The sequence below is a fragment of the Pseudomonas sp. SbOxS1 genome (assembly GCF_013416725.1).
GTDB lineage: Bacteria > Pseudomonadota > Gammaproteobacteria > Pseudomonadales > Pseudomonadaceae > Aquipseudomonas.
On sequence record NZ_JAAVXC010000008.1, the window covers coordinates 558,156 to 572,635 of the forward strand.

Sequence of the window (14,480 nt, forward strand, 5' to 3'; positions counted from 1 at the left end):
TCCAGCGAAAAAGACCGCGTCTTGGCCGTCCAAGGGATTTGGTCCTCTTTTCGCGTAGGTCTTTTCCTAAGTTGTATTTCGCCTCTCTACTCGGCCATGTCTCTCGGCGAGAATCCCCGGCTTTCCCTCCTGTAGAGAAACGCCCATGGTCGATCCAGTCAACGAGCCGTCATTTCGTCTGGACGTAGCAGGTCAGTCCAAAGCCTTCGAGGTTCTGTCCTTTGTCGGCAGAGAGTCCATCAGTGAGCCGTTCGTGTTCGACGTGGACCTGCTGATCGAAGACCCGACACTCGACCTCGCCAGCTTGCTGTACCGTTCGGCCTCCTTGCTGTTCGGGCCGGTGGCGAACGCCATCCACGGACAATTGCATGAACTGGTCCAGCGCGATCACGGCCTGGGGATCAGGCTCTGTCAGGTTCGGCTGGGGCCGAAACTTGCCTGTCTGGCCCAGCGCTTCAGCCAGCGCATTTTCAGCGGCCGCTCGGTGCCGCAAATCCTTGATCAGGTGCTCAGGGAGCACGGCATCGGCGATCAGGATCGGCGCTTTGAACTGGCTGGCGATTACCCGCCCCGTGATTTCTGCACGCAGTACCGGGAATCGGACCTGCAGTTTCTGCAGCGCTTGTGTGCCCAGGAGCGCCTGCACTACTACTTCGAACACCGCGCTGATGGGCATTGCGTGGTGTTCGGCGATGGGCCGGGGAATTTTCAGAGCGCTGAAGCAGCGGTCTTCCGTGCGGCGGGCGGGCAACCGGCAGTGCGTCGTTTCGAGGTCAAGCGCTGCACCGATGGCGCGGCGCGGCGCGTAAAGGGTGACACTGACCTGGCAATGCTGCGCAGCGGCCAGATCATGCCGCTGTCCGGGCATCCGGTTACCGAATGGAACCAATTGTGGTTGTTGACCCATATCGAGCATCAAGGCGCACAGGCAGCGAGCCAGACTTATAGCAACAAGGTGCGGGCGGAGCACTGGGTGTCGCCCCTTGAAACGCCGCATGTGGCGATGAAGCCACGGATGTACAGCCTGCAACGTGCCTGGGTGGTCGATGTCGATGAGCCGCAACCTGATCCATCCAGGCCAGTGGCGGTGCAATTTGACTGGGTTTATCAGGGGGAGGGCGCAGCATCCAGCTACTGCTGGTTGCCATTGGCTGCGCCATTGAACTCGGCGGGCAGCCTCCGGTTGGCTGAAGGCACTGAGGTGGTGGTGAGTTTCACCGAAGGTGATCCGGACCGACCGTTGATTACCGGGTTTCTGCACGGCCCCGCCGGTGCCGAAGCAGACGAGGTGCCTAATCCTGCCACCACGGGTCTCGAAGATTGCCCGCTCGACGGTGTGCAACAGTGGCTGTGTTCGGGCGAGCCCTTGATGCTGCTGTGCCTGCTGCCCGGTGGCGGCAGTTTCAATCATTGCGCACAGGCACCCTGCGTCTGCCGCGCGGCCACGCGCCTCGGCCAGAGCGGTGCGGCATGAGCGCGGCACAGGCGCCGGATGCGAACCCGCAATGGTTGTTACTGGACACGCCGGGCGCACCGCAGGCGGGTGTGACCCTGCAGGACACGTTTGCCGATGCCCGTCGGTTCAGGTTGTTTGAAGACACCGAGTGGCAGGCATTGCAGGAGCAGGGGCCGATACTCATTGATTTGCGCAGCTGCCCGGCAATGGTTGATCTGTACCGCGTCGACGGGCAACGCTGGCGTGGGTTGCTGATGTTCAGCGAGGCGCCGGCATCGACATTGCTGGAGCATTTGCGGCGCATGCTCAGCGTCTCGTTCAACCTGCATCACCGCGCCTTGTTGAGTTACTACAACCCGAACACCGCCAGTTATTTTTTTGATGCCTGCGATGCCGAGGAACTCAGTCGCTGGTTGGGACCCATCAGCCAGTTACGCTGGTTCGGCGGCACCTGGGCGGACCGCGCGCTGGGTTGTGTGGGTTGGCAGCAGTTGCTCAACCCGGGGCTTACCGTGCGCCCCTTGGCGGTCGATGAGGATCTGAGCCCCCGGCAGCGGGAAAAACTGCAGACCTGCCTGCTGGAGCACCATGCCTGGCGCTGGAATCGATCCACGGGCGCTGATTTCACGCGTTTGTGGGGCCATCTGGAGGAGGGGCTGGCATTGGGTTTCAGCGAACGCCCGGTGCTCGATGGCTGGATGTGGCTGCGCTTGCAGTACCCCGACGCCTGGCTGGTGCAGCCATTGTCGGGGGCTACCCAGCAGGAGCGCCTCGATAGCCTGCGCAATCTATGGCAGAACGACTCACCCTGAGCTGGCGCTGTAAACGACGCCGGCTCAGTGAGTGCGGGCGAACCAGCCATCGTTCTGGCGCAGGCGCCAGGCAATAAAGCCGAGCGTCAGGCTGCGCAGCAACATGAACAGCAGAAAGGTTATCCACAAGCCGTGGTTGCCGTATCCCTGCAGCGCCCAGGCGAACGGCAGCAGTAAAACCACCGTCAACAGCATGCCATTGCGCATCTCCCTGGCGCGGGTGGCGCCGATGAACAGGCCGTCGAGCAGGTAGCTCCAGACCGCGATCAGCGGCAGCACGGCAAGGTAGGGCAGGTACAGGAAGGCGGTGTCGCGCACGCTGGTTATGTCGGTCTGCATCTGGATGAACAGGTGTCCGCCAAACAGAAACAAGCCGGCAAAGCCCAGGCTCGCCAACAATGACCAGCCGCAGGCCACCACCAGGGAGCGGCGCAGGGCATCGCGGTCGCGGGCGCCGATGGCGTGCCCGCACAGGGCTTCCACGGCATGGGCCAGGCCGTCGAGCGCGTGGGCGGTCAGCAGCAAGCCGTTGAGCAGCAGGGCGTTGGCGGCAACGGTCGCATCGCCCAGCCGGGCGCCTTGCACGGTGATCAGGAAAAACACCGACTGCAGCGCCAGGCTGCGGATGAAAATGTCGCGGTTGACCGCCAGCAGCGGTCGCCAACTCTGCCAGAGCGCCAGGGCGGCCCAGACGATATGGCCTGGATAAGCGCGCAGGGCCTGGCGGGTCAGCGCCAGGCCGATCAGCGCACCGGTCCACTCGGCGATCACCGAAGCCCGGGCCGCCCCCACCACCCCCCATTCCAGGCCAAGGACAAACCACAGGTTAAGGGCAATGTTGACCAGGTTGGTGCTCAGCAGGATCACCAGCGGCGCGCGGGCGTTCTGCGTGCCGAGAAACCAGCCGACCAGCGCATAGCTGGCCAGGGCCGCCGGCAGGCCGAACAGGCGTGTGTGGAAAAACTCGCGGGTCATCTGGTCCAGTTCCGCCGACGGTTGCATGAAGTGCAGGGCAACCCCGCTCAACGGCACACCCAGGGCGCCCAGGACCACCGCCAGCCCCATGGCCAGCAGCAGGCCCTGCAACAGAATCTGCCGCAGCGCCGCGCCATCCCCGCGCCCCGCGGCCTGTGCAGCAAAACCGGTGGAGCCCATGCGCAGGAAACCCATGGCCCAGGCGAGGAAGGTATAGAGGCTGGCGCCGACCGCCACGGCCCCGAGTTGATGGGCGTGGGGCAGGTGGCCAATGACGGTGCTGTCGACCAGCGCCACCAGCGGTACGGAAATGTTCGAGAGAATCATCGGCGCAGCCAGCGCCCAGACCCGACGATGGGTTGGGCGGTCGCGCCAGTCGGCGATCAGGTTGGACATGCAGGCTCCTTGGGGAGCGGGCATTGTAGCGACACATTTGGAATCTGCCGCGATCCATTGTAGGAGCGAGCCTGTCGAATCGTCGCACCGTCGCGATGGACGTTAACGATGACACGGGAAGCCTGACACCCCACGGCGTTCTCGGGTTTTTCGCGAGCAGGCTCGCTCCCACAGTGGGTGGTGTCAGTGCATGATCCAGCTGAGCAACCACAACCCCAGCATCAACCAGATGATCCCCATGATGAACGCGGCGTTCATGAACGCGCGGATCGCCGACCACAACAGCACCAACCCGACGACCAGGGTGATGATGCTGATGATCGAGGTGTCCATGCCCAATGCCTGGGACAAGCCTTCGATAAAATGGCTGCTGGCGCGACTCACCAACTGGAACAGACCGCTGAGGCCATCAACGATGAAGCGGATGACTGAGCCGAGGACCTGGCCAAGCCATTCGAAAAAACCTTCTACCTGCATGAAATGAACGTCCTGTTTGTAGGAGCTGGCTTGCCAGCGAATTTTACAGGCGCCGCCGAGGCACGCCATCGAATGATTATGGTGCAAAGATCGACAACGCTGCCAGGCACTTGCCTTCCCCCGTCATCCCCCCGAAGCTATACGCCTTCAGGAGAGCCCGATGAACCTTGTTGAACTGACCGAACGCCTGCACGCCATCCGTGATCGCAATGACTGGCGGCAATTTCACAGCCCGAAAAACCTGGCCATGGCCGCGAGTGTCGAAATGTCCGAGCTGGTGGAGATTTTCCAGTGGCTGAGCGAAGACCAGTCACGGCAATTGCCCGCCGACAAGCTGGCCCATGCCGGGCAGGAAATCGGCGATATCGTGCTCTACCTCTTGTTGCTGTGCAGCGAACTGGGGCTGGACATGAATGAGGTTGTGCGCAGCAAGCTGGCGGACAGCGAGCGGAGGTTCGGCTGATGAGCGACCGTCATTTCGATCAACTGGCGACGCGTTTCGCCGAAAAAATCTACGGCGGCGCCAAAGGTGCGATTCGCCTCGCGGTGCTCCAGGCCGATCTGGCCGAAGCCCTGCCGGATCGGCCGTTGCGAGTGCTGGATATCGGCGCCGGCCTTGGCCACATGTCGTTGTGGCTGGCCCAGCGTGGCCATCAGGTGACCCTGGCGGAACCCGCCGAACCCATGCTCGAAGGCGCCCGCCAACGCTTTGCCGATGCGGGCCAGAGTGCGACCTTCATCCAGGCGCCCTGGCAGGAACTGCTCGGCCAGCTCACGGAGCCCTACGACCTGGTGCTGTGCCACGCCGTGCTGGAATGGCTGGCCGAGCCGCACGCCATCCTGCCGGTGCTGCATCAGCTGACCAAGGCTGACGGTTGGCTATCCCTGGCCTTCTACAACCGCGATGCACTGATTTACCGCAACTTGCTCAAGGGCCATTTCCGCAAGATGCGCAAGAACGACATGGCCGGCGAGAAGCAGAGCCTGACCCCGCAACAGCCGCTGGATCCACGGGAGTTGGCCGCGCAACTTGAGGGGCTGTGGCAGGTCGAAAGCCAGAGTGGCGTGCGGGTTTTTCACGATTACATGCCGGTGGAGTTCCAGGCGCGCGCCGAGCTGTCGGACTTGCTCGAAATGGAGCTGGCCCATCGTCGTCATCCAAGCTTTGCCGGGCTTGGACGTTATTTGCACTGGATCTGTCGGCCGGTCTGATCGGAGTTCGAAATGAAAAGTCGTTCCGGGTTGCTGTTGATCTGCCTGGCCCTGGCGGCCTGCCAGGGCAGCAATCCGTACGTGGCAAGTTCCAGGCCCTTGCCGCCAGCGCCGCCCCAGGCGGCCAGTACCTTTGATCGCAGCGCCTACCCGGCGCCACCGCGAGACTACGGGCGTTACCGCAGCTGGGCCTGGCTCAACGGGCAAATGCCGCCAGGCACCCCGTGGGCGGACTCGGCGCAGGTCGCCGAAGCCGTCAGCAGTGCGCTGGATCAACGTGGCCTGCGGCCTTTGCATGACAATCGGCCGGCGGACCTGTTCGTCAGCGCTGACCTGCGCCTGGAAACCCGCTTGCGTCAGGTCCAGGATGATTACGGCTACTACGGCGGTTATGGCGGCTACAACCGCTATGGTTATGGCCCGGGTTACGGCATGTACGGCAGCGTGCCGATTGTGCGCACTTATGAGGAACAGGTCGTGGTGGTTCACGTCGACCTGTTTGATGCGCAAAACGGTGAGCCGGTCTGGAGTTCCAGCGCTGAAACAAGCAACCGCGGCACTCAGGGCGAGCGAGTCGATGCCATACGGGAGGCTGTGGAAAAGGCAATGTCGGCGTATCCTCCTAGTTAGCTTCCTGTACTCAAGAAGCATTTCGCTGGTTCATGTCTTCTACCGGAGAACCATCATGTTCCGCCGTCTCGCTTTACTGGCCGTGGTCGTGCTGCTCAGTGCCTGCGCCGCCAACCAGGTCAATCATGACTTTGATGCCAGCCGCGACTTTGCCGCGTATCGCACGTGGAGCTGGAAAGAACCCGCGCTGCAATACCGTCCCGATGACCCCAGGATCAAGAGCGACCTGACCGAACAGCGCGTGCGCGAGTCGGTGGGCGAACAGCTCGAACAGCGTGGCCTGCGCCAGGCGGGCGCCGGTGCCAAGGGGGACGTGAATGTGCAGGCCTACCTGATTGTCGAGGATCGCCAGCAACAGGTGACCACCAACTACGGCGGCGGTTGGGGCTACCCTTGGTACGGCTACTATGGCGCGCCGATGTACAACGAAACGCGCCTGGTGTCCTATAAGGTCGCAACGATCCAGATCGACCTGCTCGACGGCAAGGACGGCAAGCTGGTGTGGCGCGGCAGTGACGAGCAGATGCTGAGCCGCACGCCGAACCCGACGGACCGCAGTAATGCGATCCACGAAACGGTCACGCGGATTTTGGCCAACTACCCACCCCATCGATAAAAACACCCACCCGGCGCTGCGGTATTTCCATAACACCGCGTCATCGTTCATCGCCCGTAGGAGCCAGGCTTGCCGGCGAAGAACGATGACGCGGTAGTGCAGGCACACCGCGGTGTCTGGTTCGCCGGCAAGCCTGGCTCCTACAGTGCCAGCAGTCGTGCCATCCCTTGTCTACACTGCCTTACACCCACGGAGGTCACGTTCGGCAGTGCGCCGGCAAAGGAGTGCGCGATGTCGCCTCGCATGCAGTTTCGCGGCCCTGCGCGACAAAAAGGGGCCATTGGCCTGATGGCGGCGGTGACGTTGGCGCTGGCGCTGGCGTTCATGCTGCTGGTGATCGACAGCGGCCGGCTCTATCTGGAAAAACGCAACCTGCAGCGCATCGCCGACATGGCCGCGCTCGAAGCCGCCACGCGGGGCGGTGATTGTTCCACGGGTGGCACCGCGACCAGCTATGCCACCGCCAGCGCCCAGCGCAACGGCTTCACCTTGCCCAGCGACGGTCGCGCACTGGCGGTCAGCTGCGGTGCGCTGACCCTGGATGCCAACAGCCTGCGGATATTTGCCGCCGACCCTGGCAAAAGTGAAGCGATCCAGGTCATCGCCAGCCACGTCGTACTGCAAAGTCTTGCTGGCGGCATCGGCGCACTGTTTGGCGGTGCACCTGCGGGCTCGACCCTGACCCTGAAGGCAAAGGCCGTCGCCGCGCTCCCGCCTCCGCTGGCGGCACTGACCATCCGCAGCACCGTGCTGACATTCGATACCAGCAAGGCAGCCATTACCAGTTTGCTGTTCGGTGGCTTGCTGGGAGGCAACGTGACGATCAATGCCGCAGGCTGGAATGGCCTGGTCAACAGCAACATCAGCCTGCTCAGCTACCTCAATCGCCTGAAAGTCGACCTCGGCCTGACCGCCGCAGGCTATGACCAGGTGCTGTCCAACAGCATCACCGTCAGCCAGTTGATCCAGGCTGCCATCAATGTCCTGGACCCCAATGGCACCTTGGCGGCGAGTGCCACGATCGTCAGCCTGAAGGCGCTCAAGCTGGCGGCCGGTACGACCAGCGTCGTACTGGGCGAGCTGTTGCACGTCGAAAGTGGCAGTGACATCTCGGCCCTGGCCGTGAACCTCAAAGCCTTCGACCTGATTGAAGGCGTCGTGCAATTGGCCAACAAGCAAAACGGCCTGGTGGCGACCTTGCCGATCAACCTCGCGGGGCTGGCGCAGATTACTGCGCGGGTGCAGGTGATGCAGCCACCGCAACTATCGGCCGTGGGTAATCCGAAAAAGGCCGCCCTGTCACCTTTGGGGCCTGACCGGATCTATGTTCGGACGGCCCAAGTCAAAACGTTGTTGTCGATCGAACTGCCGGTGCTGGACGCCTTCACGCCACTGGCCAATGCCGTGGTGAACCTGGTCGCGCCGCTAACCAGCACCCTCGAGGCACTGCTGCACCTGGACTTGGTGGGCGTTATCGGATCACTGACCTGCGCCTTGGGTGTCCCGTGTGACACACCGGAAATTAAACTGCTGTCGCCACCGATACGGCTCGATGTGGCGCTGGAAGCAGCCGGTGCCTGGAGCTACGTCACGGCCTACAGTTGTGTCAGTCCGACGAGCAAAAGCCTGACGACCAGCACTACCACCACGCTGATCGGATTGAAGGTCGGCGAGATGACCCCGATGGATGTATTTGGCGCTTCCACGGTCCCGCCGACCAATGTCGTCAAGCCGCTGGAGGTCATTGAAATCGGGGTGCAGACCTGCAAGCAACTGCTGTCCTTGTCGCTGCACTGTTATAACCATCGGCCCGGGATCGGTGGCGGCATCGACATCCTGGTCAATACCTCGGTCGCTCAGAACCCCAATATGACCCACGTGTATTCCGCACCCGCCGCCGCCAACCTTCCGGAAATCAACCAGGCACCGTTTTTCTACGCCTACACCACCAACAACATCGTCAACAGCCTGAGCACCACCGTCAGCAACCTCGGTGTGAACATGTATGGGCCGTCGGGCAGCATCGTCGGTGGCCTGGGAAGCATCTTGAACGACGTCACCACCGCGTTGGTCAATGCGATCAACACCGTGCTCAGCCCGCTGCTGGACACCCTGATCAATACGTTGCTGGCGAGCCTGGGCATCGACTTGAACAAGGTCGAAGTCGGCGCCAACCTCAGCTGTCACGCCGGGCGCGCGTCGCTGGTGATCTGATCGACGGGCACGATCGGCAGCTCGATGCAAAACCGCGCGCCCTCGGTCGAATTGCTGGCGCTGAGTGTTCCACCCATGCTCTGCACGATGCCATAGCTCACCGACAACCCCAGCCCTGTGCCCACGCCGACCGGCTTGGTGGTGAAGAAGGGTTCGAAGATCCGTTCCAGCAAGCGCGGGTCGATACCGCCGCCGTTGTCTTCAACCCACAGCCGCACCTTGCGTTCATCGCGCTCGGCGTACAGCGCGATCCACGGCTTGAATTGGCCGTCGGCCTCGCGCTTGCCGAGCAGCGCGTCCCGGGCGTTGACCATCAAGTTGATCAACACCTGTTCCAACTGATCGACATACCCGCGCACCTGTACCACGAAAGCGCTCTCGCTGACCCGCAGTTCCACCCCTTTGCCGCGCATCCCCTCGGCCAATAGCGACAACGTGCCTTCGATCGCCTGCGCCGGGTCGAACGGGTGCTGTTCGATGTCCGAGCGACGGCCGAACACGCGCATGTGGTCCACCACCCGCGCCGCGCGCTGGACCTGGGCGTCGATGCGGTTGAGCTTGTCGGTCAGGTAATCGATCTGGATGTCGCCATTGCCCAGGCGCTTGAGCACATTGGTGATCGCCATGCGCATCACGTTCAGCGGCTGGTTGATTTCATGGGCCAGGCCGGTGGCCATCTCGCCCAATGTGGCCATTTTCGCGCTTTGGGTCAGTTGTTGCTGGGCGCGCCGGACTTCGGTGTTGTCGCGGCCCACGGCCTGGACTTCCAGCAGGCGGCCTTGTTCGTCGAACACGCCGCGATCCGACCAGACCCACCAGGCATGTTCCCGGCCGGGCAACTGCAGGTTGATTTCCGCGGTGCTGACCGGGAACTCCGGGCTCAGTTGGCCCAGGCGCTGGAGGAAGGACTCGCGCTGCTGCGCCGACATCCAGCTGCCCAGGTTCACCCCCGGCAAGCCCTCGGGCGAACATTCCAGATAAGTCGCCAGCGGCCGGTTGCCGAAGGTCAGGGTCAGGTCCGGACGGTAGCGGCAGATCATGGCCGGCGAGTCCTCCACCAACATCCGGTAACGCTCCTCGCTTTGCTTGACGTGCTCGGCCGCCAGCGTCGCTTCGGTGACGTCCAGCCACAGGCCGACGGCTTCCACCGGCAATCCCAGGTCGTCGCGCAGCAACCTGGCTTCGTCGAGCAGCCAGTGGTAATCGCCTCGACTGTCGCGCAGCCGATAACGTGCACGTACCGAACCTTCGCGCAGCAGCAGGCGGGTGCGCTCGAAATAGCGCTCGCGATCCTCGGGGTGCACGCGATCGACCAACGCCGTACCGGCACAATCGGCCAGCGCCCAGCCCAGCAAGGGTTGCAGGCTGTCGCTGAAGAAGGTGGGTTGCAACGCACCTTCGACATAGCGCTGCACGTAAATCACCGCGGGTGAACTGGCGATCAGATTGTCCAGGCGCGCATGGGCGGCAGCGGCGAGTTGCTCCTGATTTTTGATGTCGCTGATGTCGAGCATGAATCCGACAAGACGCCTTTGGCTGCCCACGCCCAGGGCCTGGCCTTGCAAGCGATACCAGACCGTTGGAGCGTCGCTGTCGGCGCGGTGCAGGCGCACGCACAACAGCAATGGTGTGCCTTCGTGCTGCAAGTCTTGCAGGCGGCTGTGCAACTCTTCGCGATCGGCGGGGTGCACCTGGGCGAGCCAGTCCTGCAGCGGTAAACGTTCCTGGCCAAGGTTCAGGGCGCGGGTCAGGGAGGGGGCCAATTGCACTTCGCTGCTTTCGCTGAACATTTCCCACCAGCCGGTGCCGAGCAGCGCCTGCAACGACTCCAGGCGCTCCAGTTGCAGGTGGTGTCGATGTTCGCGCAAGCGTTCCAGCAAGGGGCCGGCGAGCGCGGCGGCGAACTGCAACCAGTCGCGCTCGCTGACGTCCGGGGCCTGTTGGTGGGCCGGGTAACAGCCACAGAGCAACCAGGCCACCACGCCTTGAGCGTCGTGATAGGGCACGGCGAAACCCTCGGCATTGCCAAAGGTGCCTTGCAGGCGCGGGTGTTCGGCCAGGTTCAGGTGGTACGGCGTGGAGCCGTTCAAGCTGTCGAGACCGGTACCCAGGCGCTGACCGTTATGCCACAGGCTGGGCACGTCGAAGTCGGCATAGTGCTGGTGAATCTGCCAACCCTGCTCCTGCTCATCGAGCAACGCCAGGGCGATGCAGGGAATGTGAAAGCGTTGGGCCAGCGATTGCAGTTGGTCGACCAGCACGTCGGGCAAGCGTGTCAGGCTGCACAGGCGCAACTGCTCACCGATCTGTGCCGCGAGCAACTGGCACTGCTCGCGCACGCGTGCTTGTCGGCGTTCAAGCAGCAGGTCGCCGATGTCCAGCAACTGCAGCAACCAGGCATCGGCCATTGGCTGGACCCAGCCACGCAGGTGCAGGGGCGGGCCACTGAGGCTGTAGAAATCCAGGTCCAGGTGTTGGCCCTGCCAATCGACGGGAGAGCCCTCGATGGCGAGGCTGCAATGGGGCAAGAGAAAGTCCAGTAGGTGCGCAAGCTGTGCTGTAGGGACCTGCTGGGACAGCAGATGCCGCAACGGGCCGCTCAGGTGCAACACTCGGCCTTGGGCATCGAGCTGTATCTGCAAGCCGACGCTGAGCACGCTCGGGGGCTGCGCGATTTCCGGGGGCGCGGGCGGGTGACGGTTGAGCAGGCGCCCGAAGAGTTTATCCCCGGCACTCAAAATTGCAGACTCGAACTGGCGGTGAGCGTGGCCGGTAAATTCGGTACGGGACCAATCCCCGGCAGGTTCAGAAACGGAATCACCGCATTCAACTTTTGCGAGGGATAGTGGATGACCACCTTCAACACGCCGCCCGTATAAGTGGTGGTGGTGTCGGTGGCGACATCGAAATTCAGCCCGGCGGGAATCCACGCCAACTGCCGAGTCAGTTCCTGCTTGACGATGTTTTTCAGCGCGGCCTCGTAACCGGGCGTGTTCGGGTCCAGGGCCACGCTACGACGCACGGCTTCGGCGGTCGACTGGTTGAACGACTGCATCAGCAGCAGCGGCAGGCTATAGGTGACAATCGCGTAGAACACGGCAAAAAAGATCACGAACACCAAGGCAAATTCAATCGCTACGGCACCTTTTTGCTTACGAGGGAGGTTGCTTTTCATGGGTGCGTCTACCCTGACATCACGAAGTAATGTCAGCATAGAATCATTCCGCTTGTGGCGAGGGGATTTATCCCCGCTGGGTCGCGAAGCGGCCCCTTGCGTCCATTCAGACTGACTGAGTTGTTCGGGTTTACGACTGCTTCGCAGCCGAACGGGGATAAATCCCCTCGCCACAAATGTGTGGCCTGCGCTTAAGTGAGCAGCGTTACACCATAAGGGACTTTTTACCGGATGCAGAGCTTTGTCCTACTGATCTGGCTGGCACTGTGCGCAGCCCAGGATGCCCGGCAACGGCACATCGCCAATCGCCTGACCCTGGGCGTCGGGGCGCTGGCCCTGGCGTATCTGCTATGGAGCGGAACCACCTGGATCGGCGCACCCGCCGAGGAGGGCGGCTGGGCCGCGTTGCTGGCCCTGGCCTTTACCTTGCCCGCCTACGCGATGCGTCGCCTGGGCGGCGCGGACGTCAAACTCATGACCGCCCTGGGGCTGGCGACCGATGGTCGGCATGTGTTGGGCGTATTCATCGGCGCCGGCCTGGCCAGTGTGTGTTGGCTGCTGCTGGCGCCAAGAGTCTGGCTTCATATCAGTCAAGGGCTTAGAAGTCGCCTGTGTTACCTGGAGCCCGGTCTGTCAAGGAAACAGCCCTTTGCCCCCTTCTTGCTGGTGGGGCTGTTGCTGACATTTGCCTGGCTCGGCTAGGCATCCGTTTTTGTACAGCGGCGAAAAGAGCGACTACTTTCATACAGGGGTTGTACAGCCCCAGGCATTCAGTAATAGGACGGTCAGTCCTTGGCCTTGCAGGGAGTTGCACGTGAACAAGCGTACTTCGGCAGTAAAAGTCCTTGTGGTCGACGATCAGCCCTTGATCGTTTCAGAACTTTGCGAATTTCTTGAGAGCAACGGCTACCGCTGCGTTCCCTGCGAATCCAGCCATCAGGCGATCGAACGTTTCCAGCACGACACGGACATCGGCCTGGTCCTCTGCGATTTACACATGCCTGGCCTGGACGGCATTCAAATGGTCCAGGAGCTGCAACGCCTGAGCGGCAAACACCGGGCCTTCGAAGCGATCATGCTCACCGGGCAGGCGGACAAGCAGGATGTGATCAAGGCATTGCGCGCCGGCGTTGCCGATTACTACCAGAAGCCGATCGATATGGGCGAGTTGCTCGAAGGCGTGCAGCGCCAGGAAGTGGCACTGCAGGAGCGGCACAAGGCGTTGCAGTTGGGGCATCTGAACCAGAAGCTGCAATACCTGTCCGAGTCGCTTGATGATCTGTATGACGACCTGGACAGGGTGCGTCGCACACCGCTTGCATCGGGAGCGGATGACGGCGCTGCCTCCGATACCGAGCGGGCCGAGATTCCGGCCATTTTCAATCAGCTATCACCACGCCAACTGGAGGTGGCGCGGTTGGTGGGCAAGGGCAAAACCAATTATCAGATTGCCTGCGAGTTGGGCATTACCGAGAACACGGTGAAGTTGTACGTGTCGCAGGTGTTGCGGTTGACGCATATGCATAACCGCACGCAATTGGCGTTGGCGATGACGCCGAATCATTCGGGGTTGCGGCATCGGGCGTCGACGAGCTGATCTGCGCTGGTGTACATATCCATTCCTGCGGTAACGGCCGCTTATGGTTTCGCCCTTACGGCGAGTCCCTTTTGGCAAACGCCCCAAAAGGAACCAAAAGGTCTTGCCCCAGCGTCCGGCCCCTCGCTTAGGCTCGGGGTTCCTTCGCTCCGGTATCCATCCGGGGACACTGCCCTCCGGTTGGCTTCGCTGGCACCTACATGCAGCGTGTTCGACTGCGTCGAACGGCGCTGCGCGCCACTCCCCGGATGAACACCTCCACTCAGCCTCCCGAAGGGGCCGGCAGATCAAGATCAAGATCAAGATCAAAAGCTGAAGGCGAGCTAACGCTCGGCCTGATGAGTGGTGAAGAGCGGAGGGTGTACACCGACCCACTGTGGGAGCGAGCTTGCCCGCGAAGACGGCCTGACAGCCGACCTGAATCTGGCGGATGTACTGGGTCCCCTGTAGGAGCGAGGCTTGCCCGCGAAGACGGCCTGACAGCCGACCTGAATCTGGCGGATGTACTGGATCCCCTGTAGGAGCGAGCCTGCTCGCGAAGGCGGCCTGACAGCCGACCTGCATCTGGCGGATGTACTGGATCTCCTGTAGGAGCGAGGCTTGCCCGCGAAGACGGTCTGTCAGACGCCAAAAAAATCAGTTTATTCCTGCGATCCGCTATTCACCGTTCCACCCTCATACTGGTCAAAGAACTCCGGAATCTCATGCTGAAAACTCTTCAGCCAACGCTGCATCGCCAGTTCACGCTCGGCTGCGCTGGCGGTTTGCGGCTTGGTGGAGGCGTTGGCATTGCTGCTTTGCAGTTGCAGCCAGCCTTCGGTTTCCTGTTGTTGTGCCGAGGAGGGGCCGGCGTCGATGGCGTGGGCGGCCAGTGGCAGGGTCAGCAGGCCGAGGCAATACAGGGTGGTCGGTTTCATCAG

14 protein-coding genes are annotated in these 14,480 nt (G+C 62.3%); 9 read left to right on the plus strand and 5 right to left on the minus strand.

All coding sequences use genetic code 11. From position 1 onward, the window contains the following. Positions 1-145: 145 nt before the first annotated feature. Together HFK74_RS14575 and HFK74_RS14580 are read left to right on the plus strand one after the other, a co-directional pair. Positions 146-1,474, plus strand: a complete 1,329-nt coding sequence (locus tag HFK74_RS14575; protein WP_180204094.1) for a type VI secretion system Vgr family protein — start codon at positions 146-148, stop codon at positions 1,472-1,474. Then, on the plus strand, positions 1,471-2,268 hold the full coding sequence (locus HFK74_RS14580) for a DUF4123 domain-containing protein (protein WP_180204095.1): 798 nt from the start codon (positions 1,471-1,473) through the stop codon (positions 2,266-2,268). The genes HFK74_RS14575 and HFK74_RS14580 overlap by 4 nt, the downstream gene beginning before the upstream one ends. 24 nt (positions 2,269-2,292) lie before the next feature. On the opposite strand, the gene HFK74_RS14585 is transcribed toward HFK74_RS14580, so the two are convergent. Beyond that, on the minus strand, positions 2,293-3,639 hold the full coding sequence (locus tag HFK74_RS14585; RefSeq protein WP_180204096.1) for an MATE family efflux transporter: 1,347 nt from the start codon (positions 3,637-3,639) through the stop codon (positions 2,293-2,295). 183 nt (positions 3,640-3,822) lie between these two features. Beyond that, a complete protein-coding gene (locus tag HFK74_RS14590) occupies positions 3,823-4,116 on the minus strand; it encodes a hypothetical protein (protein ID WP_180204097.1) in 294 nt (97 codons plus the stop codon). Between the two features lie 160 nt (positions 4,117-4,276). Between HFK74_RS14590 and HFK74_RS14595 the strand changes: the two genes are divergently transcribed. From HFK74_RS14595 to HFK74_RS14615, 5 genes are all read left to right on the plus strand, one after another. Then, complete coding sequence (locus HFK74_RS14595; RefSeq protein WP_180204098.1) at positions 4,277-4,579, plus strand: MazG-like family protein; 303 nt, start codon at positions 4,277-4,279, stop codon at positions 4,577-4,579. Then, positions 4,579-5,328 carry a methyltransferase domain-containing protein gene (locus HFK74_RS14600; RefSeq protein ID WP_180204099.1) on the plus strand — a complete coding sequence of 250 codons (750 nt, stop codon included), beginning with the start codon at positions 4,579-4,581 and terminating at the stop codon, positions 5,326-5,328. The genes HFK74_RS14595 and HFK74_RS14600 overlap by 1 nt, the downstream gene beginning before the upstream one ends. Positions 5,329-5,340: 12 nt before the next feature. Further along, positions 5,341-5,958 carry a DUF4136 domain-containing protein gene (locus HFK74_RS14605; protein ID WP_180204100.1) on the plus strand — a complete coding sequence of 206 codons (618 nt, stop codon included), beginning with the start codon at positions 5,341-5,343 and terminating at the stop codon, positions 5,956-5,958. A 55-nt stretch (positions 5,959-6,013) separates the two neighbouring features. Then, positions 6,014-6,574, plus strand: coding sequence for a DUF4136 domain-containing protein (locus tag HFK74_RS14610; RefSeq protein ID WP_180204101.1), 561 nt, complete (start codon positions 6,014-6,016; stop codon positions 6,572-6,574). Between the two features lie 231 nt (positions 6,575-6,805). Continuing rightward, on the plus strand, positions 6,806-8,788 hold the full coding sequence (locus HFK74_RS14615) for a pilus assembly protein TadG-related protein (protein WP_180204102.1): 1,983 nt from the start codon (positions 6,806-6,808) through the stop codon (positions 8,786-8,788). Here HFK74_RS14615 and HFK74_RS14620 read toward each other — a convergent pair. Next, positions 8,758-11,526, minus strand: a complete 2,769-nt coding sequence (locus tag HFK74_RS14620) for an ATP-binding protein (RefSeq protein ID WP_180204103.1) — start codon at positions 11,524-11,526, stop codon at positions 8,758-8,760. The genes HFK74_RS14615 and HFK74_RS14620 overlap by 31 nt on opposite strands. Next, on the minus strand, positions 11,523-11,963 hold the full coding sequence (locus HFK74_RS14625; protein ID WP_180204104.1) for a TadE/TadG family type IV pilus assembly protein: 441 nt from the start codon (positions 11,961-11,963) through the stop codon (positions 11,523-11,525). The genes HFK74_RS14620 and HFK74_RS14625 overlap by 4 nt, the downstream gene beginning before the upstream one ends. Before the next feature lie 231 nt (positions 11,964-12,194). Between HFK74_RS14625 and HFK74_RS14630 the strand changes: the two genes are divergently transcribed. Further along, positions 12,195-12,665 carry an A24 family peptidase gene (locus HFK74_RS14630; protein ID WP_180204105.1) on the plus strand — a complete coding sequence of 157 codons (471 nt, stop codon included), beginning with the start codon at positions 12,195-12,197 and terminating at the stop codon, positions 12,663-12,665. Positions 12,666-12,777: 112 nt separating this feature from the next. Beyond that, positions 12,778-13,560: a response regulator transcription factor gene (locus HFK74_RS14635; RefSeq protein ID WP_180204106.1), complete on the plus strand. Its 783-nt coding sequence runs from the start codon at positions 12,778-12,780 to the stop codon at positions 13,558-13,560. Positions 13,561-14,201: 641 nt separating this feature from the next. Here the strand turns inward: HFK74_RS14635 and HFK74_RS14640 are convergent. Next, complete coding sequence (locus tag HFK74_RS14640; protein WP_180204107.1) at positions 14,202-14,477, minus strand: DUF3613 domain-containing protein; 276 nt, start codon at positions 14,475-14,477, stop codon at positions 14,202-14,204. Positions 14,478-14,480: the final 3 nt, after the last annotated feature.

Excerpts from the sequence above, each read along its gene's own strand:
- HFK74_RS14575 (WP_180204094.1), top strand. The coding sequence starts at position 146 with ATGGTCGATCCAGTCAACGAGCCGTCATTTCGTCTGGACGTAGCAGGT.
- HFK74_RS14580 (WP_180204095.1), top strand. The coding sequence starts at position 1,471 with ATGAGCGCGGCACAGGCGCCGGATGCGAACCCGCAATGGTTGTTACTG.
- HFK74_RS14585 (WP_180204096.1), bottom strand. The coding sequence starts at position 3,639 with ATGTCCAACCTGATCGCCGACTGGCGCGACCGCCCAACCCATCGTCGG.
- HFK74_RS14590 (WP_180204097.1), bottom strand. The coding sequence starts at position 4,116 with ATGCAGGTAGAAGGTTTTTTCGAATGGCTTGGCCAGGTCCTCGGCTCA.
- HFK74_RS14595 (WP_180204098.1), top strand. The coding sequence starts at position 4,277 with ATGAACCTTGTTGAACTGACCGAACGCCTGCACGCCATCCGTGATCGC.
- HFK74_RS14600 (WP_180204099.1), top strand. The coding sequence starts at position 4,579 with ATGAGCGACCGTCATTTCGATCAACTGGCGACGCGTTTCGCCGAAAAA.
- HFK74_RS14605 (WP_180204100.1), top strand. The coding sequence starts at position 5,341 with ATGAAAAGTCGTTCCGGGTTGCTGTTGATCTGCCTGGCCCTGGCGGCC.
- HFK74_RS14610 (WP_180204101.1), top strand. The coding sequence starts at position 6,014 with ATGTTCCGCCGTCTCGCTTTACTGGCCGTGGTCGTGCTGCTCAGTGCC.
- HFK74_RS14615 (WP_180204102.1), top strand. The coding sequence starts at position 6,806 with ATGTCGCCTCGCATGCAGTTTCGCGGCCCTGCGCGACAAAAAGGGGCC.
- HFK74_RS14625 (WP_180204104.1), bottom strand. The coding sequence starts at position 11,963 with ATGAAAAGCAACCTCCCTCGTAAGCAAAAAGGTGCCGTAGCGATTGAA.
- HFK74_RS14630 (WP_180204105.1), top strand. The coding sequence starts at position 12,195 with ATGCAGAGCTTTGTCCTACTGATCTGGCTGGCACTGTGCGCAGCCCAG.
- HFK74_RS14640 (WP_180204107.1), bottom strand. The coding sequence starts at position 14,477 with ATGAAACCGACCACCCTGTATTGCCTCGGCCTGCTGACCCTGCCACTG.